This is a genomic window from Flammeovirgaceae bacterium SG7u.111 (assembly GCA_034044135.1).
Classification (GTDB): domain Bacteria; phylum Bacteroidota; class Bacteroidia; order Cytophagales; family Flammeovirgaceae.
This window is the reverse complement of sequence record CP139021.1, coordinates 3,039,127-3,061,132: the sequence shown is the minus strand read 5'-3', so window position 1 is coordinate 3,061,132 and position 22,006 is coordinate 3,039,127. Positions and strand designations below refer to the sequence as shown.

Here is a 22,006-nt window from a genome sequence, read left to right as displayed (position 1 = left end):
AAACCACTAAGCTCTCCCAATTCTGTCTCCCGCTATTTAGCAGGACTCCTTCCTACTGTGCAACAAAGCTGCGCTGATTGATGCCGAAAGCGACTGCATAATTCCAGTAACGCCGTCACAATCGTCTGTTAATGCATCCTAACGGTGTGTTATCGCATGGTTTTTTATTTGTGTTTGTAAGCTGTTTTTATTATTTTAACACTAATAGATGGATGTTATTTAGATTATAAATAAAATGGCACAAAATAAATATGCTTTTGCCCGCTATAAAATTATTGATAGAGAATTATCTCGTAAAGATTATGTAAAAACTGCTGATTTGGTTGATATCTGCCTGAAAGAATGTGAGATGGGTATAACAGTCAGAAGTATTCAAAAAGATATTCAAGATATGCAAACTGATTCCTTTTTAGGATACTATGCACCTATAGAATATGATAAAAGTAAGAAAGCATACTTTTACGCTGATTCAAAATATTCCATTACTGGCTTTGGTCTTAAAGAAGAAGAAATAAATACATTGCAAATTTTTGCGGGAAAACTCAATTTATACAAAAACTATCCTATTTTTAAAGACTTTTCAACTGCAATTGAAAAAGTATTGCAAGCTGTTCAAATAAGAAAGAGCTTAAAAAATGTAGAGCAACGACAATATATTCAAACGCAAAATATTCCAATGTGTTTGGGTACAGAATTTATACCTAATATTGTTACTGCGCTTGAAGAACAAAAAATTATAGAATTTGAATATCAAAAATACGGAGATAATAATATCAAAAAGAGGATATTATATCCATATCTATTAAAGGAAGATAGCAATAGGTGGTATATAATTGGCAAGTTAAAAGGTAAGAAGCAATTAACTACTTTTGCTATAGATGATCGCATCAAATCTTTATACATAACTAGTGAGTATTTTTCACCTGATAAAATTGATTTTGATGAATATTTTAAATATTCATTTGGCATTTCTGTTTTTGATGAGCCTGTAACTGAAGTGATTTTATCTTTTGATGCACATCAAGGATTCTATATTAAATCATTACCACTTCATTCCACACAAAAGGTATTAGTTGATAATAACGAGGAGCTTAGAATCTCAATTCAAGTAAAGCCATCCTATGAGTTTTATTCAAAGATTTTAAGTTATGGGAAAGCTGTGAAAGTGGTATCTCCTAATAAACTTCAAGAGGAAATTAAAGTACATATTGATGCTTTAAGTAAAATTTATTAATAATTTTTTTGATGGCGAAATTCCTTTTCGCCATCTCGCTGTATTTTGTGAAAAGAAAATTAATGGTTTCATTAAACACAAAAACAATGAGTGATAATTTAAACAGAAAATTTCCAGAAGATCCAACTAAAATCAATATTAATCAAAAATGGGAACTGAATTATTGGTCAAAGAAGTTTGGTGTATCACAAATCCAACTTATAAGTGCAGTTAATCAAGTTGGCTATTCAGTAGCTAAAGTAAAGGAATATCTTGGGAAATAGCATATTTCTTCAAAAGGATAATACTTTAACAAATTCAAGTGTAACCTAAAATTTATTATTATGGCTGTTAAACATTTACCAACACAAGAAGTCCATAAAGGACAAAAAGGTGGGAAGACAGGTTGTGGTTTTGATACAACAGAGAACACTACTCATTGGGTAAACTCAAATGAAAAAATCACATGTGCTAAGAATGGCTGTAAGTGATTCTCGTAGGTCGTAGTGGAAATATTACGATCTATTTCAGTAATTTAAATTTGTTTAACTATGAGTGATTTAAGTAATGTTCTTGTCTCTTACCAAGATAAAAAAGTATTAAAAGTAAAGAGGTCTGGAATGAATAAGGAAGAAATATTGGAATTGTCAAGAAATTATCTTGATGAATTTAGTATAAAATATTCATCAGTTGACATTTTAGAGTATGATCACCATTATAGTGATATACATGAGTCAATTGAAAGTGATAACATTGTTACAGTTTCATACAAACCTTGAAGTTTTTGGCTAAAAATCAATATTATGGACTTAAAGAAAATTGCTAGAACTCTTGAAAGAGAGCGTTGTGTTGTGCATTTTGAAAAACCTACAGCAACAGTTAAAAGAGATTCAATTGAATTGTCATGTTGTTGCAAAAAATTTGAAACAAAATTAATAACAAAAATGGAGTCAATGCTTGCAAAGCAAGTTACAGATGAAATTAAGAAAGCATTTAGGTAAATGCTCCTGTTTTGCGAACTACATGGGCTAGGTATGCCCTTGCTGCCCTTTAAAATGCTCCAGTGCTGGCTAAATTATACAGAGCCATGCCAGTTAGCAGAAAAGTAGCTAGGGATCAGGTTTTTAATCTTGTCCAACGTTTCTGTTACCGATAATTCGCTCATTCCGCCAGAGGCATTGGCATGCCCACCCCCGTTGAAATGTTCTGAGACAAGTTCTTCTGAGAGTTAGCACAGCGTCCTCTTTGAAGTGTTTTTGAAGCAAATCTCCTGATTTGCAGAAACCCCGTTGGCAAGGTGTAGCCTTGCTGCCCTTTAAGGCGTCAATCGGAAGATTGACTGTTTTTGATAACTCCGTAGAGAAAAAACTCTACGGAGAACATTGCTTTTTACTTATTCAGCGAGCAAGTGTCGGGGGCGGTCTGAAACGCCCCCGACGATACGGCTCTTCAAATAGTAACGCCGTTACTCTTTCTGAGGCAGAAGGGCTTGCCCTCCAGCAGGTATGCTACTAGCCAGGTAACGGCGTTAATTGTGCAAACAAGTTCTTCTGAGCGTTAGCGCAGCATCCTCTCAGAAGTGTTTTTTGAAGCAAATCTCCTAATTTGCGAAACTATGTGGGGTATGTCCTTGCTGCCCTTTGAGTAAGTGGACAAATGAAAACGTATAATGGAAAGTCCTTTAAAAGAGTAGATCGTCTGTAAGGTTACATTTGCCGAGCCTTATTTTGCTCAGTCCAAGCCTCGAAGAGGCGACATGTTTATAGCTACATAATATAGCTTAGGGTACAGCCCTGAAGGGGCGAAATAAGTATGTCGCCCCTTCAGGGCTAGTTTATTTTTTTGCCCTTTCTATAAATATACCGTCCCTTCGGGACTTAAGAAACTGATTGTTTTCAGTCATATAAAGTTCCATGCCGAATAGCTGATTTTATATGGATAGGCCCTTTAAAATGCTCCAGTGCTGGCTAAATTATACAGAGCCATGCTAGTTAGTTAGCAGAAAAATACTCAGGGATTAAGCTTTTGATCTTGTCCAATGTTTCTGTTACCGATGATTCGCTCATTCCGCCTGCGGCATTGGCATGCCCACCCCCGTTGAAATGCTCTGAGGCAAGTACATTGACAGGGTTTTCTTGCCCCTTGGACCGGAACGATATTTTCATGATCCCATCGCGTTCTGAAAATACAATGGCAGCTTTCATTCCCCTTATAGAGAGGCAATTGTTTGCTAGGTTGTCAGTATCTCCTTTTTGGTAATCGTATTTGGCGAGCTCCTCTTTGGAAAGAGAAATGATGGCTACTTGGTAGTCTTCCATGATTTCCATTTTTTCGCTCATCGCATAGCCTTGCAGTCGTAACCGACTTGCGGTGTTGGTATCGTTTAGCTTTTCATGTACCAAATGATGCTGCACGCCTGCGGCTAATAGTTTTGCCAGTATTTCGTGTGTGCGGGGTTGTACGGAAGAAAACCGAAAGCTTCCCGTATCGGTCAAGATGCCGAGGTAGAGTGGAGTACCTATTTTTTCATCGAGCAACTTTCCTTGTCCCGATTGTTCTATCAGTTCTACTATCAGCTGTGAGGTAGACGAAGCGGAGGTATCGGAAACGGTGATCGTAGGGAATTCTTGCGGATGCAGATGGTGGTCTATCATGATCTTTTTGCAAGTAGCCGACTCCAATAAGGCTTGCATGTCAGGGCCTACACGGTCGGTTGTGTTGTAATCTAGGCAAAAGATCAAGTCAGTTTGTTCAAAAGCTGCGGTTACTTTTTCGGGCTCCTCGCTCATGAGCAAAATAGGAGAGGTGTCCAACCAGTATAAAAAGCTAGGGGCTGCATCTGGATGGCAAATCACTGCTTTTTTACCAAGCTTTTCTATAAAATACAAGAGCCCCAGTGAAGAGCCTATCGAATCCCCATCGGCAGATTTGTGGGAGGTAATGACAATATGGGAAGCGGCAAGTATCTCCGCTTCAATTTGTTTGTAGTCGTTCATTATTGTTTTAAATCGCTTGGTTTTCTATTGGGGTGCAAGTATAAACTAAAAACCGGTGTTTTTATCGTTTCCCTTTTTCGACATTCTTGCGCAGGTTCTTCTGAGAGTTAGCGCAGCGTCCTCTTAGATGTGTTTTTTTGATGCAAATCTCCTGATTTGCAGAAACTCCGTGGGCAAGATGTTTACTGCCTTTCAAGGTGGGTGTGAACCGTTTTGGGAACTCCCTTCTGCCATAGGGTTTTGTTATGGAATGTTTTTATATTTCTTTCATTACTAAGTATATTGTATAGACAATATAAAACCCGAATAAAACTCCTGCTTCCCACCTGTCCAATTTCTTCTTTTGTCCAGTCAGCATTGAAGTAAGCAGAAAAATAGTCCCTCCAATTAGAATATACAAGTCAAGGTTAAATTTAGGATTATACTCAATTGGGCTGATAATGCTACTAATTGACAATATCAATAGGATATTAAAAATATTTGACCCAATAACATTCCCAATCGCAATATCACTGTTCTTTTTCGTTGCTGCCACAATTGAAGTAACTAATTCAGGTAGGGAAGTCCCAGCGGCAATGATGGTCAATCCGATTATTTTCTCACTAACTCCTAATACGTTTGCAATACCAACACCATTAACAACTACAAGTTGACCGCCCAATACCAAGCTTATTAACCCAACTATTATTAATCCCCAAATTTTTGCTGCAGGTTTTTGAATATCTAAGGCTGTAGCAGTTTGTGGGTCGCTTTTCATTTGTTTGAAAACATAATACAAGAAAAAGCCAAACAAGATCAACATAATCAATCCGTCAATACGACTAGAATAAGTATGTCCTGAGAATATAAAATCATTAAGCAAGAACAACAATAACACAGAAATAAAAACTGAAATTGGTATTTCCCGCCATGCGGTTGACGTTTGAACTTTAATCGGTAAAATCAATCCTGATAAACCAAGAATAATAAATAAATTAAAATTGTTACTACCAATAATATTTCCAAGTACAATATCAGAGTAGCCTTTTACAGAAGCAATACTATTTACAACTAACTCAGGAGCTGAAGTCCCAAACGCAACAATAGTCAATCCAATAACTAAGTCAGGCACTCCATATTTTTTTGCTAATGCCGAAGCTCCATCAACAAGCCAATTTGCCCCAAAAATCAAGGAAACAAATCCTGCAACAACCAATAAGACAGGAATTATCATACGATTATTTTTTATTCAAATATAATCCAATTAGGATACCGCATGTTTAATTTTGCCATGCTTTTTCGTCTTGGCAAATGTATCACAACATTGCAGTTTCTTCGGAGAGTTAGCACAGCATCCTCTCAGATCTCCTGATTCATAGAAACTCTGTGGGCAAGAGTCAATCGGGAGATTGAGAGTTTTGATAACTTGGTAGAGAAGAAAACCCTACAGAGAACATTGCTTTTTACTTATCCAGCTAGCAGGATTGATCATAATGCAGAACGTCCCGATCATTTGAAATGATCGGGATGTTGGGTAGAATGTCAGTCAATAAATGTCTGGGGTGGTCTGAAACGACCCCGACGAACTGGCTCTTCTTGTATTAACGCCGTTACTCTTTCTTGGACAGAAAAGTGTTGCTACCGAGCAAGTATTCTACTAGCCTAGTAACGGCGTTAATTGTGCTATCAGCTTTTCAAATCGAACTTATGGGTTGGTAGACCACAAAGCTGCACTTTTGAGCATTGCCCTTCTTGGCAGCTTTAAGCCTGCAAGAATTAGTTCTGCGAAGTCCTCTGGCTGTAAAACGTTTTCTTGAGACCCTTCATTTGCAATACCCAATCCAATGGTCATATCAGATTCTATGGTGCTTGGGGTCAAGGTAATCACCCTGATATTATTTTTGCGCACCTCTTTCATTAAGGACTCGGACATGCCTATTACTGCAAATTTAGAAGCAGAGTAGGCAGATACGTTTGGGTTTCCATTTAACCCTGCTGTAGAAGAGACATTAAAAATATCACCTTCGTTCTTGGCTATGAGGTAGGGTAATACTTCCTTAGTTACATAGTACATCCCCATCACATTGGTCTGGATGATCTCAGCCCATTGGCTAACTTCCATATCGTTAAAAGAGCCAATAGCGGCAATCCCCGCATTATTGACCAAGATATCAACTGTGCCTAAGCTATCTACCATTTGCTTGATGCTGCTTTTTACTTCGTCGTAATTGCCCACATCGAATACGGAATAGATTGCCTGAACCCCAAATGCTTCTAATTCGGCAACGGTTTCTTTCAACGCCTTCTCGTTTCTGCCCGTAATGGCAACGTCAATTCCTTCTTTGGCAAATGCCAAGGCGGTTGCTTTTCCAAGCCCTCTGCTGCCGCCTGTTATAATCGCTTTTTTATTTTTTAAACTGCTCATTGTTTATGTTTTTATAGAAAGTTAATTAGAGTTTATCGTGGTTTGATTTGTACAGACTTATTGGCTTGAAATTTAGTTTAGGCTTGAAGCCAACGTCATTTCTACTTCCAAACGGGGCTTAAAAGCCCCGCCCACAATGGAATTGTCGTGCCTGAATCGTGACTTCAAGCGTCCGTTTGAAACCATCCCAAGTTGTCATATCAATTCACCTAGTAACCAGCAACTTTCAGCTAAATTCAAATAGCTGTTGCTAGCTAGTATCTGGATAAAGGTATGTAGTTTTTCAACTCACTCAATCGTCTGCCGTCCAATAATCCATTACTAAAACATCGCCAATAATTGGTCCTACTTTCTCTACCAAATCCAAATGCGCTTTATGGAATAGATAGATTTCCCTACCATGCGCATCATTGAAAGTCAGGGTGAATGTATGGGTGAAACCTTTGCTGGCTCCTTCGGTACTGTCATTTATTCCCCATTCAATGTCCGCAATTTCGGAAATTTCCTTCTTAAGGTCTAAAAATATTTTAACTGCCTCATCAATTTGTTCTTGGGTAGCCTCTTTTTTGTATTTCAGGTTTACGATGTGCCTCAGCACTTTTCCGCTTCTATCTATGTTGGGTGAAACCTTGTAGGTGGCTATCTTTTTCAAATCGAACCTAAACGAACCTGCAATAAGGAAGTTATCATCACCTATTTTATGGGATCTTAAGCCATAATAAATGGAAAAGCCTGTCTCCAGATAATTGATGGGGCTAAGAATACCTTCTTCGTTAAGCTTTAGCAATTGAATACTTTCGTCATCTCTTGTGCCTACTGCCAATACAGCTCCATTGTTGTTAGTTGATACAACTTCAATGCGTGTTTGCCCTTGTAGCTTTGTGGTTTCATCATCTTTCAACACGAAGTGCGGCACCAATGCTCCTTTATTATTTATCTTAAATACACTTACACCATCACCATGATAGGTGAAATTTGTGTTTTTGATAAAGCCACTTCTTTTGTAATATTTATGATGCCTATGGCCAACAATTACATACTTATTATCACCCAACGTAACGCCAGTTACGGGGTAAGCTCCAGTCAAATACCTGTCTGTAGTATTGTCACTGATGTTGTTGATGTTTTTGAACTTACCGCTTTCATAGACCCTAAAGCTGCTTACGCCGTTGTCCTGAAATCCGCCAGTGTATAAAAAGGTCTTGCCATCAATCACATGTGTGTACATGCCAATGATACCGTCCGTATGAATCTTTTCATTATCCTTCATCGATTGGATATGGGCTAGCTTTCCATCGTCGTGTATTTTGAAACTACTTAGCCCCGGTGTTTCTTCTAGGCCGCCAATGAACAGGTAAGATGCTTTTTCCATATGGATCACTTGCAAGGTGATGGCTGTTCCCAAATGAGTTTCATCTGTATCCTCCACCAAATGAACACGCTCTAAAGATCCGTTGCTTAAAATTTTGAAAGTTTCGATTACGTTACCGTGTTTGTTGGCGACAAACAGAAAGTCGGTGCCGTTGATGTTGTCAGCGACCATTCCCCTCGCAGGACCTTTTTGCATATGCAGCTCATGGTTGCTAATGGGCGTAAGTATGCCTTCTTCGTTTAGGCTATACACATCTACATTGCCCACGCCACCTGCATATACGAAGTGAGTGCCGTCTTTTACATAGCTTGTGACAGATACGGTGTTGTTTCCAGATATGCTTTTGAAGTCTTTTCTGTAGAGCATCAAATCGATGGAGGTTTGTGCCAAACATATCTGGGATAGAAGTACTATTACAAGAAGGAACCCTGTCTTTATATTGTTCATGATTTTAACTTTTTCAAGTTTGCTTAAAACTACAGTTGAGTTTTAGTAATTTAATACTACAAAAATCATAAACCCTTCCGACAAAAAAGTTGAACTAGTTCAACTCGAAGTAACTCTTTGAAAATTTAGGTAGATAGGGAAGTGTAATTTTGTAAGGAAGACCTTTGGAAGTCCCTTTTGTTTCAAACTGTGATATAGCCTATTCATGCATATCAAAAAAAGGCAGCCCATTACAGGCTGCCTTTCCATCTTAAAGCAATCAATTATTATTTCAGATCGAAGCGATCTAGGTTCATTACTTTGTCCCAAACGGCTACAAAGTCTGCGATAAACTTGTCTTGTGAGTCGGAGCAGGCATAGACTTCGGCTATGGCACGAAGCTCTGAGTTAGAACCGAAAATGAGGTCAACTCTCGTTCCTGTCCATTTTACTGCGCCCGTCTTGCGGTCTCTCCCCTCAAACACATCCTGTGCGTCGGAAGTCGCCCTCCAAGTTGTTCCCATATCGAGCAAGTTCATGAAGAAATCGTTGGTAAGCTTGCCAGGCTGCTTGGTGAACACCCCGTGTGAAGATTGATCAAAGTTGATGTTGATCACACGTAAGCCTCCGAGCAACACCGTCATTTCGGGAGCGGTAAGCGTCATCAGCTGCGATTTATCCAACAACATTTCCTCTGCCGAAGCTCGGTGCTTAGGCGCAAAGTAATTGCGGAAGCCATCGGCAGCCGGCTCTAGCGCACCAAATGATTCTACATCGGTTTGTTCGTCCAGTGCATCTGCCCTACCCGGCGTAAACGGCACGGTAATATTAACACCTGCATCTTTTGCTGCTTTCTCTATACCAGCACATCCTGCCAATACAATTAGGTCAGCCATAGAAACTTCTTTCCCAAAGTCACTTTTGATGCCTTCCAATGTCTTCAGCACTTTTGCCAATTGGCTTGGGTTGTTCACTTCCCAGTCTTTTTGCGGAGCGAAGCGAATACGAGCACCATTTGCCCCGCCACGCTTATCAGAACCACGGAAGGTAGAAGCCGAAGCCCAAGCGGTAGAAACCAATTCGGAAATTGACAAACCTGAAGCAAGTACTTTTGCTTTTAGTGCAGCAATATCCTGATCGTTGATCAATTCATGCTTAACGGTAGGGATAGGGTCTTGCCAGCTCAACTCTTCTTTAGGCACTTCTGGCCCTAGGTAGAGAGCAAGCGGTCCCATATCTCTGTGGGTCAGTTTGAACCATGCTTTTGCGAAAGCATCGGCAAACTCATCGGGATTTTCATAGAAACGCCTCGATATTTTCTCGTAAACAGGGTCTTCTTTCAATGCCAAATCTGTGGTGAGCATAAAAGGAGCATGCTTTTTAGAAGGATCGTGCGCATCGGGCACTAATCCTGCACCTGCCCCACCCTTCGGCTGCCACTGGTGTGCGCCTGCTGGGCTTTTGGTCAATTCCCAATCATAGCCAAAGAGGTTCTCAAAGAAATTGTTGTTCCATTGGGTAGGCGTGGTAGTCCAAGCACCTTCCAAGCCAGAGGTAATAGTATCTGCCCCTGCCCCTGTACCATAGTTGTTTTTCCAGCCAAGGCTTTGCTCTTCAATACTTGCGCCGGCAGGCTCTGCCTCTACATATTTAACTGGGTCGGCAGCGCCGTGTGTTTTACCAAAAGTATGCCCTCCGGCTATTAGCGCAACAGTTTCTTCATCGTTCATGGCCATTCGCCCAAAAGTCTCACGGATATCATGAGCTGCCCCTATCGGATCGGGTTTCCCTCCTGGTCCTTCAGGGTTTACATAGATCAACCCCATATGAGAAGCCCCTAACGGGTTCTCTAATTCTCTATCTCCGCTGTACCTTTCCTTATCTCCTAACCACTCTCCTTCCGAACCCCAATAAATATCTTCTTCAGGCTCCCATACATCGGCACGGCCACCACCGAAGCCAAAGGTTTTAAAACCCATAGATTCGAGCGCACAGTTTCCGGCTAGGATCATCAAATCTGCCCAAGATATTTTCTTCCCATATTTTTGCTTGATAGGCCAGAGCAACAAACGGGCTTTGTCGAGATTTGCATTGTCAGGCCAGCTATTTAGCGGAGCAAAACGCTGCGTGCCAGAACCTCCTCCTCCGCGGCCATCTTGAATTCGGTAAGTCCCTGCACTGTGCCAAGCCATTCGTATAAAGAAAGGGCCATAGTGTCCATAATCGGCAGGCCACCAATCTTGCGAATCGGTCATCAGGTCAAATAAATCTTTCTTTAATGCACCTAAATCTAGCTTCTTAAACTCTTCTGCATAATCAAAACCTTCGCCCATAGGGTCGGACAGAGAGGAATGCTGACGGAGGATGCCCAAGTTCAATTGGTTGGGCCACCAATCTTGGTTTCTTGTACCACCACCGGCACTTTGCTGGATACTACCACCGTGGAAAGGACACTTTGCTGTGCTGTCATTGGTATTAAATGCTGTCGTACCATTATCTGTTTTGTTTTCCATTGACGAGAATAGGTTAAGGTTTAAAAATTGATTAATTCAATAAAGATACAATAACTATGTTTTATGATTTTTATATACACATAAGGAAGTCTTATACAAAGATAACTAGCAAGGAGTATTCCCAAGTAAAGAGCTTGAGTTAGTTTAGAAAGGGTATAGAGGACGGATACTCGTTGAGAAAAACCCTTTGTGGTTTCACTTGAAACATCAGAAAATCTAGTTTACTGATGATTGTAATGACCTAGCACTTTGGTGGTATAAAAGAAGTTAGAAGCTGGAGGCTAGAAGTTAGAAAAAATACCCTTTTGAATTTTTATTTTCTTAATTAAATACTGGTGCGAGCGTCCGCTTCGCGCTATTAAATTAATAAACTTTTAACAAAGTTAGAGATACAATTGTTTGTCGACTGGCGATCTTTCTAAGGAAGTAGTTTAAAGTTATTTCTTCACGCTATAGATAATTTGAAACAACATTTAGGTATAAATGGAGAGGTGTTTTCAACAAGGTATTAGATCAGTCTAATACACCCACGATTCCCAAAGGTTTATTTCGTAATATTCGTCTCTAGTCCAATGGATTACGGGTACTAGGTGCAGCGTCTGAATAGCTTCGCGGAGCAACAGCATCAGTTCGTATTCTCTGAAACGGAAAGACTTAGGATAGTTCACGGTAAGCAAAGCTGGTTCTAGTCTAAAGCGATATCCTTGCCTCCCTTGGTGAATAAGCAAATCGACATGGTCTGAGTCTCCATATTTATTGAGGAGCTTTGGGGGAAAGCCGTGGAAATATTTCCCGAATAATTGGGTAAGGTAAGTAGCTATAGAAGCACAATAGTTGTTCCTAGAGAAAACCTCTGCTCTTGCTGTTCCATATACTATGCGGCAATCGTCTAGGTACAAGCGCATCCCACGCTTCTCCATCAATTTGGATTGCCCATCGGCAGTGGTGGCAATGATTCGCTCCACTTGCTCGCTAATGGGAGGTGCTTTTTCCCAGTCGAAAGAAGCATCCCACCAAGCTTGCTCATCGGTGTAAACTACTTGGTTGGCAGTGAGCGGTTCTTGGAGCACCTCTTCCATCTTTCCCTCTCTACTCACTTTCCTTCCACAAAAATATACCGACTCTAGCCCCAAGGGAACACGCTGAAGCTCGAACACTAGCATGCGGATGGCCTTTTGCGGAGAATGGATATTGGTAATGGCTAAATGAAGGATATTCTCTTGGATCTCGGTAATGAAAACAGGCTTTCCTCCTACTTCTTTCCAGTTTGTTTTGTTGATCCAAAGGTTCAGAAGCTTGTCTAGAAGAGCTGCGGCATCCTCGTCAAGGTAATAGGCAAAGTTGAACATCATGTCGATGCACTCGTTCTTTGCCAGCCTTTCAAAATTAGCGTGGTTGATACCCGCTTCAGGAATACTTATATAGCTCATTCGTTACGTAATCGGCAAGGTCTTCAATTCTAGGCTAAAAATATTTTACATTTTCGCCCATCACCAACATAATTATACATTTACATCGATAAATTCAAATTTTTCTGCATCAAAAAGCCCTTTATCACTCAATTTTATTGCAGGAATAACCAAAAGAGCCATGAAGGAAAGGGACATAAACGGTGCACGAAGCTTACTGCCCATTTCTTTTGCCATTAGGTCGATAGAGGCATAAGCTTCTGCCACTTCTAGCCCATCAGCATTGGTGAGCAAGCCTGCTATGGGCAAAGGAAGTAGTTTATAAACAGTGTCCGTCCAAGCTGCAACGCCCCCCTTTTGCTCTATGAGCAGGTTAATCACCTCGGAAAGGGCTTCATCAGATGTGCCAACGGCTATGATATTGTGCGAGTCGTGTGCTACGCTAGAAGCAATTGCTCCTGTCTTCAATCCAAAATTCTTGATAAAAGCTACTGCTGGCTTAGAAGGGGAATACCTGTTCAACACTGCTATTTTCAACAAATCTGACTCCGTATCGGCTACCAACTTGCCTTCAACTTCTTTTCCCTCCGCTATTATCTTTTTTGTTATCAACTCCCCGTCCAGCACTTCTATCACACGTAGTTCTTCCGATGTCTTATTAATGACAAAATCAGCAGGCTCGGTTGGTACTGCATCGAATTGATTAATTTCTTTTGCCTCTACCGAACCAAAATTTGCATAGCCATTTTCTGCTACCAATTCCCCATTTATATAGGTGTTTATTACGTGGAAATTTTTTAAGTCTTCTACTAACACAAAATCAGCAGCATCCCCTTCTTTAAGCAAACCCACATCAAGTTTGTAATGCTTCACCGGGTTTTCGCAAGCAGCAATCAACACGTCGAACACGTCGAATCCTTTGGCTACTGCCCGCGCACACAACTGATTGATATGCCCTTCCGCCAATTCATCGGGATGTTTATCATCGGAACAAAACATCAATTTATCTGCATGCTCGCCCATCAGGTCGATGAGTGCTTCAAAGTTTTTGGCAGCGCTCCCTTCTCGAATCAATATTTTCATGCCCGCAGCCAGCTTATCCAAAGCTTCCTCCTTGGTAAAGCATTCGTGATCTGTAGAAATCCCGACCGAGGCATATTGCTTTGCCTGCTCGCCTTTGAGCCCTGGCGCATGTCCGTCAACTGGTTTTCCTAGGTCATGAGCTATTTTAATTTTCTCCATCACCATAGGGTCTTGATGAAGCACACCTGGCCAGTTCATCATTTCAGCCAAATATTTCACTTCGTCTTTTTCAAGTAGCTCCCTCACTCCTTCTGCATCTATTTCCGCGCCAGCGGTTTCAAAAATGGTAGCAGGCACACAGCTAGGCGCACCAAAGTTGAACTTTAAAGGAACTTTAGAGCCGTTTTCTATCATAAACTCCACTCCTTTTAGCCCTAGCACATTCGCTATCTCGTGCGGATCGGAAACCGTAGCGACCGTGCCATGGACTACCGCAAGGCGGGCAAATTCGCTCGGCGTAAGCATAGAGCTTTCAATATGTACATGTGCATCAACAAAACCTGGAATGATGAACTGCTCGGCAGCAGATTCCACTTTGGTAACGGATTTAATTTTTCCTTCGGCTATATGTACTTCGGCAGGGTAAATCTCACGGGAATTGAGGTCAACAAACTGACCAGATACAGTGTTAGTTTTCATAGGTCTGAAGAGGATATTGTTTCGTTGGTTTCAGTTTCTTTTAAAAGAAGCCTAAATTAAGAAGCATACTCTTCCTAAAAAAGAAATGCCCTCTTTTTCCCAAGGGAAAGAGGGCAAAACCTATACTTTATGGGCGCAAAACAATCTTGAAATAGCAATGCGCAAAAAATGGTTCAATAATAGACCACTTTAATATCTCCTATCAATTTGAAGCCTCTCAGCACCACGGTGATGTCCCGAGGTTCGGGCGGAGGCAGTTGGCTTTTGTTCTTGCCATTAAGCCAACTCCAAACTGAATCTCCTTTATGGCGCTCTTTGTATTCGCCAATTACCGTGATGCAACTATTGATCACGTTCGTGCCAGCTGGCACATATATTTTCGTATCACCAATGGCATTGTAAACCTCTGCCTCTATCGTTTCGTGACCGTCTTCTACTTCTGTAAGGTCAATTACCGTATCGCCTATTAGGTTATAAAGCTGGATATCATTGAAGCGTAGCTCTCTCAAGGAAATCTTACAATCTCCTATCAGGGAAAAGCGTAAATCTTTGGTTTCGTAAGCGTTGTATGAATGAGCAGGACGGGCATGTTGAAAATGTCTCCTTGGAGGAGGTACTGCTTGTTGGCGCTGCGCCCTCCTTTCTATGAGCTGATCGCGATTAGGAAAATCATGTACTACCAAAGAAAGGTCATCAATGCTTTTGGCATTATGCGCTGCTTGCAGTCTGGTTTCATAATCATGTTCATCGAGGTTATTTGCCACAAAAGCCTCACTCAAAGCATTTATCACTTTTTCCCTTAGCCTTGGTAACCCAAAACTCCCTTTTCCCGGCTTTTGACTTTCACCCTGATTTTGCAGGTCATTCATAATGGATGCGTTCGTATTATTCTGATGTGCCATATTTCTTATGCAATTTCCAAGGAAATCTCCTTTTTTCCAAACATGCGCAGTTCCTTTTTCAAACATCTTGTTAAGCGTTAGGTACAAAAATCCCGTACTAGGCAACTGTCCTTGTACTCACTAGTTGGGAAATTCCCGATCTAAATAGTTATTGAAATTAACGCTTTGTTTGATCCGCAGTTAAGGAAATTTGATAAGCGGTCAGGAAGAGGGTTGCAAATTAGGTATGGTAAGATGAAAACAAGTAAAGTTATCTTTTTCTGAGCTTACCTCTATTGTCCCTTGCATCACTTCCGCTATTTGTTTCACGAGGTAGAGCCCCAAGCCCGATCCTCGATGCGCCTCCGATCCCCTAAAAAACATATTAAAGATCATCTGCTGTTGCGAGGGCATAATACCTATACCATTATCCTCTATTTTGATATCTACGCTATCCTTTTCTTTCACTATCCTCACGTTCACCTTTTTTTCTGCCCTGCCCGGATGCTGAAATTTGATTGCATTTGATATCAGGTTATTGATCAGAACCTTCAGGCGTTTTTCATCAGAATAAAAAGGAACATCGCTGTTCAACACCTCTACTTCTACTTTCGTCTCTTTATAAAACTGAAGGTAGGTATGGTTACCCAAGTTTGCTTTTATCATACCCGAAAAATCAATTTCTTTACTTTCCAGCTCTACCGAGGTTTTTTTCAACAGTTCAGGCACATTCTGCAAAAAGAAATCATACTCATCTATGATCTGGCCTATCATCTTGTAGTGTTCTTGCAAAACTGAGGGATCATTTTCCATTTCGGAAAGGGTGATAAGCCCTTTGATAGACAGCAATGGTTGCCTGAAATTGTGAGAAGTATTATATATAAAAAATTCTAGTTCTTTCAATGCACTTTTCAACTGGTTATTTGACTTACCAAGTTCATTATTAACACCTTTCAGCTCGGTAAGCAATTCGTTGTTTTCTCGCCTTAGCCTGTAGAGCTCTATTGCCTTGTCTATCGTCTCTTTCAGCTCATCTTTATCCCAAGGTTTTGTAATGTATTTGTAAACGCTAACCGCATTAATCGCCTGGGTTATTACCTCAAAGTCGCTGTAGCCTGTAAGCAAAATTTTGATAGCATCAGGAGCTATATCACTTACTTCTTTAAAAAAGTCAATGCCATCCATCTCAGGCATACGTTGATCTGAAATCACCACTGAAATAGGCTCATCATCCTTTAGGGCATCAGTCAATAGCTTTAGACCGTCTTTTGCAGAGGTAGAAGTAAGCACCTCATAATAAGGCAGAAATGTGATACTGAAACCGTCTAGGTTTTCAATTTCATCATCAACATATAATATCCTTGGCTCTTGGGGCAAATTCATATGGAAAAGTTATAAAAATTTAGTGATTTACAAGAGGATAATCTAAAAAAAGTACATTTATATCATTTGAATAAAATAGACCTTCCTAGTTTAGCTGTTTTTAATACAATCAAACAATACTTTGTTCAATAAGCTTAAACCGCTAACCTTACTAGGGTAACTTATTCCTTTATATAGGAACAAAATCAGTCTGAAAACCACTGGTTTTCAATACAATGTTAGTTAATTTAACAGAGACCAGTCCTGTATTAGAATACTAAATTTGTTAGTCCCAATTATTTTTGTTCAATAGCCGGAAGAAATAGTATAAAAAGCTCAACTTTACAATGGTTAAAGCCAAGCATTTTCGAAGTTATAAATACCTAACGAAAATACAAGTGATTTATAGTTCAATAGGAGAAGAAAATTATACTAAAAAAAGAAAAAACATTAGCGATAAGTCCAAACCAAGATATATTACCAAACAAAACCCCAGACTTTCCTGACAAAAAAACATATTTATGCAGAACAGTGTTTCCATTATGACATTTGTAGGTTGGTTCACAAACTTTACTTAAAGTAAACCCAACCAAACTTTAGAAAACCAGCTAAACACCAAGAATCTGCTACTCATGTTGAATGTATAAAAAAAATTATGCAAGCACGCTTCTATAAAACTTTCAAAACTATACTAAAATCCTTGCTCTGGGCAACTGGCAGCATAGGCGTTTTATTGGTTTTGATCAGCTTGTCCCTTCAACTTCCAAGCGTACAAAAGTGGGTAGTGGGGCATGCCATAGAAGTGCTGGAAGACAAATTGGGGACGAAAGTAGAATTGGAGCATATTTATGTATACATACCTCTTACCTTGGAACTTGAAGGGCTTTATATTGAAGATACTGCTGGTGATACCTTATTGCAAGTTTCACTTTTAGAAACAAAAGTTGATGCCCGATCGCTACTCAACAACTCCATTCAGATAGAGCATTTGTGGCTTTACGATGCTACGATAAAGATGAACCGGAACAAGGTTGACAGCCTTTTCAATTTCAACTTCATTCTAGATGCTTTTGCTAGTGGAGAAGCAAAACCTGTAGAAACAGAAAACAGCTCTCCTCCCGAGCCTTGGCACCTACAAGCCAGCCAGATAAGTCTTAAAAACATCAGGTATCATTACCTCGATGAAGTCGCTGCTTTTGAAACAGGCATCGATGTTGGGCAGCTTGACCTATCCATCCCCAAGTTTGATTTCAGTCCGATGTACATCAAGATTGATGCATTTAGCTTAGCGAACACCCAAGGGTTTTTCACGCTCATGCCCACGGATAGCCTTTCTGCTGAACTTGCAGAAATAGAAGCCGATACCTCTGCCAGTACATTTGAACTAATAGTAGAAGCCGAGAACCTTTCTATGAAAGATATAGCCTATAAAGTTCACTTGAAAGAACTCGCCCTCGATGTACTTTCTTCCGTAGGAGAAATGGAGGTGGACGAAGGTACTTTCAACATGGCTAAACAACAAATAGAGCTGAATGAAGTAAACTTGACCCGAACAGGTTCAGAGGTTGTATTTGGTAAAAAAGCTACCACGCAAACCAGCATTGCAACAGATTTACCAAACGAAAAACAAGAAGAGCCTGATACCTCCGCAGGCTGGACCGTTGCCATCAATACTACCAGCACGGAAGACATTTCCTTCGGTATGAAAGATCAAAACCACCCTACTTTGCCTAGTGGATTTGATCTTTCCCACATGTCCATCAGGGAAATTGCTTTAGAAGCAGAAGACATTTACTACAGTGCAAGCAACATGTATGGAAAAGTTCTTAACCTGAGCGGGAAAGAGAAATCAGGTTTAAGACTTTCTACATTCAAGGGCGATGTTCAAATGGTAGATACCGCTATTTACATCAACGACTTTGAACTCATCACACCCAATAGTAAGTTTGGCAGGCAAATACAACTTAGCTATCCTTCGCTTGATGAAATAGCCTCTTCGCCCGAAAAACTACATTTCTTATTCGATTTGGATGAGAACTACCTTGGGGCAAAAGACATCTCGTACTTCCAGCATTTCCTACCCAAACTTCCTATGGAGTTGAGTGATTTGGGTAAAATTAGCGTAGACATAAAAGCAAATGGTTTCCTATCTGGCTTTACCTTCGACACCCTCCACATTTCCGCCTTTGACAGCACCCTCCTTTCTATGAAGGGAAGCGTTAAGGGCTTGCCGACTATAGAGAAAACAACATTTGACATTGCCATTGGCGGGCTTAAAACGACCATCTCCGACCTACTTCAAGTCATTCCCGATTCCCTGCTTCCCGAAGGGCAGCCCATCCCAAACAGGTTCAACCTACACGGTGGCTTTACAGGTGAAATAAATGATTTCCTCACAGATTTCGAGCTGATATCTGACGTGGGACTGATAAAGGGAAACCTACGGGTATTTGACAGCCTCAATACAGGAAAAAGATGGCATGAAGGTGATTTTGCTATTGTAGATTTAGACGCAGGGTATTTAGCTCAAAACGAAGACTTGGGTTTAGTTTCCATGAAAGGATCGCTCGATTTGTGGGAAGATACACTTGATGTATTCAATGCCTATGGGGATTTATTGGTACAAGAAGCTACTTACAAAAACTACCTTTATAAAGACCTGAAACTTGAGGGAAGCTTTGAGCCTTACCGCTTTCTGGGGAAAATAGAGCTGCACGATCCCAACTTAGACTTCGTGTTTGATGGAGAAGTAGACAGACGTGATACGCTTAACGGTATTTATGATTTCGATTTTGACCTCAAGTATGTCGATTTCCTAGCTTTGAAGCTTTTTCAATCCCCCTTAAAGTTCACCGGAGATTTTTCGGCTGACTTACAAGGAAGCGAGTTGTACAATATAGGTGGAGTATTTAAGGCAGAAAACCTAGAATTTGCCAATAGGCAACACCGCTATTTCATAGATAGTATGGTGATGTATGCCACCCAGCAGATAGATACCACCGATATCCAATTTTATGCTGATTTTGCCCATGCAAACCTCAATGGGAATATTAATATAGGGAATATTGCCAGAAGCGCTATCAACCAACTCAAGTACTATTTTGGCGATTCAACCGAGCTTGACAGCACCTTACAAGACACCCGCTTTGAATACGAATTCGTATTGGAAGACCCTACCCTACTCAGCAACTTTTTTGTTAGCGAAATAGATGAAATAGAACCTTCTATTTTTAAGGGAAAATTTGATAACAAAAAGAATAAAATCGAGGCTAGCCTTTTCATACCCAAATTGGTGTATTCTGACATTTCCCTTGATACCATCTCTTTGGATATTGTTTCAGATGCAAAAAAGCTCCAATTTCATACAGGTCTAAAGAGGGCTACCTCAGAGGTAATCGAACTGAACAACCCTGCATTTTTTGGCGTACTTGCCAATGATAGTTTATTTGTAAACCTTACGATAGACGACCAAGAAGAAGACCCTAGTTTTAAACTAAGTGGTTTTGTCACAACTGAGCCCTCAAACAATTTAAAATTTCACTTACAAGAAAAAGAGGTGGTAATAAATGGCTCAACTTGGCGAGTTGCCCCTGATAACTATTTACTTATAGCTGATTCTATTTACTATACTCATAATTTCAAAATAGGTAATGGTATCAGCTCCTTTGGACTAACCGACAATGATTCGCTTGGAAAAGCAGGCTGGCTTCAAGCCCAACTAAAAGAACTAGACTTACGTGATTTTTCCGTCCTGTTCGAAAAGGACAAGCCTTTATTCTCGGGGATAGTAGATGCTAGCTTTGAACTAGACGAGAAAGCAGAAACCCAGAAAATAAAGTTAGCTATAAATGACCTTGGTTTTAGAGGGAACGAAGTAGCGAACCTGATTGCCAACGCCCAGGTTTCAACCGAAAAACTAGAGCTGGATGCCGAATTATTTGGGCATCACCAAAACGATGTTTCACTAAAGGGCAGTTACCTTTTGGAAGAAACCGACGGTGAAACGCTTAATTTTACAGCAAAAGTGAATCGGTTGAGCTTGAAAACTATCGAGCCATTTTTACTCGACCGGGTAACAAATATGGACGGCTGGGTGGAAGGAGGCCTACAACTTTCAGGAAATGCCGAAAACCCTCTTTTTGCTGGAAATATTAATTTTAAAGAGAACAAGTTAACACTTGAGAGGTTTAATAGTAGCTTCCAAATCCCTAGTAGTCATATTGATTTTTCGAACAAAAAAATATCGTTCAACAACTTTACAATTCTAGATTCAAACAAAGAGCCTCTCAAGCTAAAAGGAGATTTGTATGTAGATAACGATGGCTTTTATCAGACTAAGCTTGACATAGAATCTAGCAAATTCATGGTAATGAACACCAATGAGGAAACTACGCAGGACAATTTCCACGGGAAACTTTTTATAGGAAACAAAACGCTCCTTCGCGGCCCACTTCATAGCCTTGCCGTGAACACCGTTTTGCAACTCCAAAAAGGAACGGAGCTCTATTACACTTACCAAGAAGATGAGGAGAGCTTTGCGGTTAACCAAGAAATGATCGAGTTTGTAGATATGAGTGCTGACTCAACTGCAAGACTTATATTTACTGACTCTGCAAAAACAGATAAGGTAGATTTTTTTGGTATTGATCTTACCGCAAACATCTCGATTGACAGAAATACCTTTGTCTCAGTAATTATTGATCCAATAGCGGGCGACCACCTTGACCTAAAAGGCGGAGGGGAACTGGTCTACTCTTTGGAACCAACGGGAAACTCCACCCTTTCAGGTATTTACGAAATAGAAGAAGGACAATACAGCATGACCTTTTACAAGTTGGTGAACCGAGATTTTGTAATTGAAAAAGGGAGTAAAATGTCGTGGTCTGGTGATGTTTTGAAAGCTAAAGCGGATATAAACGCTGTGTATAATACAAAGGCTTACCCCTTGGGATTGGTGTCCAGCATGATGTATATCTCGCCCGAAGAATCTAAAAAGTACAACCGGATTTTGCCTTTCAAAGTCTATTTGCGCTTCAATGGTGAATTACTAGACCCCGAACTCAGTTTCGATATCGTGCTGCCTTCCGAGTACCAAGAAGCCATGAGCGGAACGGTATATTCCAGTCTCCAAAATTTGAGAAATGATGAAAGCGCACTCAACAAGCAAGTATTCGCCCTACTTATCATGAACTCGTTTATGTCAGAAAGCCCTGGGGCAAATGTAGGCTCAGAAATGGTAAGTGTAAATGCCAAAAACAGTGTGAGCCGCCTGCTTTCAAGCCAACTCAACCAACTTTCAGACAAATATATAAAAGGTGTCAACCTCAATTTTGAGATGCAGAGTTATGAAAACTCGGTAGGAGGCAAAAAAGAAACTCGTACAGATTTGGAGATGAACTTGTCAAAAGCTTTTTTTAACAATCGCTTGGAAGTAGAAGTTGGCAGCAACTTCGTGTTAGAAGGCACATCTAACGCCTCCACTAGTGGAAGCGCTAACCATTTTGCAGGTAATATTGATATGAAATATGACCTTGCCGAAGACGGTAGGTACAAGCTCCGGGCATACAAGAAAAATGAAAATGAGGATATTATAGAAGGGGAATACGTGGCTACGGGAATTTCCTTTATTTTCACCAAAAGTTTTGACTTCTGGAAAGACATCTTCAAAAAAGAGAAGAAAGAAAAAGAACCTAAAACAAAATAATTAA

15 protein-coding genes are annotated in these 22,006 nt (G+C 40.3%); 6 read left to right on the top strand and 9 right to left on the bottom strand.

Features of this window, described 5'->3' with window-relative positions; translation table 11 throughout:
- Window positions 1-235: 235 nt before the first annotated feature.
- The 5 genes from R9C00_11915 to R9C00_11895 all read left to right on the top strand — a co-directional run bounded on the left by R9C00_11915 (window position 236) and on the right by R9C00_11895 (window position 2,728).
- Entirely contained in the window at window positions 236-1,234 is a 999-nt protein-coding gene (locus R9C00_11915) for a WYL domain-containing protein (protein WPO38159.1), read from the top strand.
- An 86-nt stretch (window positions 1,235-1,320) separates the two neighbouring features.
- Window positions 1,321-1,497: a DUF3606 domain-containing protein gene (locus R9C00_11910; GenBank protein WPO38158.1), complete on the top strand. Its 177-nt coding sequence runs from the start codon at window positions 1,321-1,323 to the stop codon at window positions 1,495-1,497.
- Window positions 1,498-1,764: 267 nt separating this feature from the next.
- The gene (locus tag R9C00_11905; protein WPO38157.1) at window positions 1,765-1,992 is read left to right on the top strand and encodes a hypothetical protein; all 228 of its coding nucleotides are present in this window, start codon (window positions 1,765-1,767) and stop codon (window positions 1,990-1,992) included.
- A 24-nt stretch (window positions 1,993-2,016) separates the two neighbouring features.
- On the top strand, window positions 2,017-2,214 hold the full coding sequence (locus R9C00_11900; GenBank protein WPO38156.1) for a hypothetical protein: 198 nt from the start codon (window positions 2,017-2,019) through the stop codon (window positions 2,212-2,214).
- Window positions 2,215-2,488: 274 nt separating this feature from the next.
- Window positions 2,489-2,728 carry a hypothetical protein gene (locus tag R9C00_11895; protein WPO38155.1) on the top strand — a complete coding sequence of 80 codons (240 nt, stop codon included), beginning with the start codon at window positions 2,489-2,491 and terminating at the stop codon, window positions 2,726-2,728.
- A 476-nt stretch (window positions 2,729-3,204) separates the two neighbouring features.
- Here R9C00_11895 and R9C00_11890 read toward each other — a convergent pair whose 3' ends face one another.
- The 9 genes from R9C00_11890 to R9C00_11850 all read right to left on the bottom strand — a co-directional run bounded on the left by R9C00_11890 (window position 3,205) and on the right by R9C00_11850 (window position 16,319).
- Window positions 3,205-4,209 carry a DHH family phosphoesterase gene (locus R9C00_11890; protein ID WPO38154.1) on the bottom strand — a complete coding sequence of 335 codons (1,005 nt, stop codon included), beginning with the start codon at window positions 4,207-4,209 and terminating at the stop codon, window positions 3,205-3,207.
- A gap of 256 nt (window positions 4,210-4,465) precedes the next feature.
- Window positions 4,466-5,422 (bottom strand): calcium/sodium antiporter, encoded by a 957-nt coding sequence (locus R9C00_11885; protein WPO38153.1) that lies wholly within the window; start codon window positions 5,420-5,422, stop codon window positions 4,466-4,468.
- Window positions 5,423-5,893: 471 nt separating this feature from the next.
- Window positions 5,894-6,613: a 3-ketoacyl-ACP reductase gene (locus tag R9C00_11880; GenBank protein WPO38152.1), complete on the bottom strand. Its 720-nt coding sequence runs from the start codon at window positions 6,611-6,613 to the stop codon at window positions 5,894-5,896.
- A gap of 292 nt (window positions 6,614-6,905) precedes the next feature.
- A complete protein-coding gene (locus R9C00_11875; protein WPO38151.1) occupies window positions 6,906-8,432 on the bottom strand; it encodes a Dabb family protein in 1,527 nt (508 codons plus the stop codon).
- 266 nt (window positions 8,433-8,698) lie between these two features.
- The gene (gene katG, locus R9C00_11870) at window positions 8,699-10,924 is read right to left on the bottom strand and encodes a catalase/peroxidase HPI (protein ID WPO38150.1); all 2,226 of its coding nucleotides are present in this window, start codon (window positions 10,922-10,924) and stop codon (window positions 8,699-8,701) included.
- A gap of 518 nt (window positions 10,925-11,442) precedes the next feature.
- A complete protein-coding gene (locus tag R9C00_11865; protein ID WPO38149.1) occupies window positions 11,443-12,354 on the bottom strand; it encodes a hypothetical protein in 912 nt (303 codons plus the stop codon).
- Window positions 12,355-12,426: 72 nt separating this feature from the next.
- A complete protein-coding gene (ade, locus tag R9C00_11860; protein ID WPO38148.1) occupies window positions 12,427-14,055 on the bottom strand; it encodes an adenine deaminase in 1,629 nt (542 codons plus the stop codon).
- Between the two features lie 173 nt (window positions 14,056-14,228).
- Complete coding sequence (locus R9C00_11855; protein WPO38147.1) at window positions 14,229-15,023, bottom strand: LiaF-related protein; 795 nt, start codon at window positions 15,021-15,023, stop codon at window positions 14,229-14,231.
- Window positions 15,024-15,158: 135 nt separating this feature from the next.
- Complete coding sequence (locus tag R9C00_11850; protein ID WPO38146.1) at window positions 15,159-16,319, bottom strand: hybrid sensor histidine kinase/response regulator; 1,161 nt, start codon at window positions 16,317-16,319, stop codon at window positions 15,159-15,161.
- A 634-nt stretch (window positions 16,320-16,953) separates the two neighbouring features.
- Between R9C00_11850 and R9C00_11845 the strand changes: the two genes are divergently transcribed.
- Window positions 16,954-22,002: a translocation/assembly module TamB domain-containing protein gene (locus R9C00_11845; protein ID WPO38145.1), complete on the top strand. Its 5,049-nt coding sequence runs from the start codon at window positions 16,954-16,956 to the stop codon at window positions 22,000-22,002.
- Window positions 22,003-22,006: the final 4 nt, after the last annotated feature.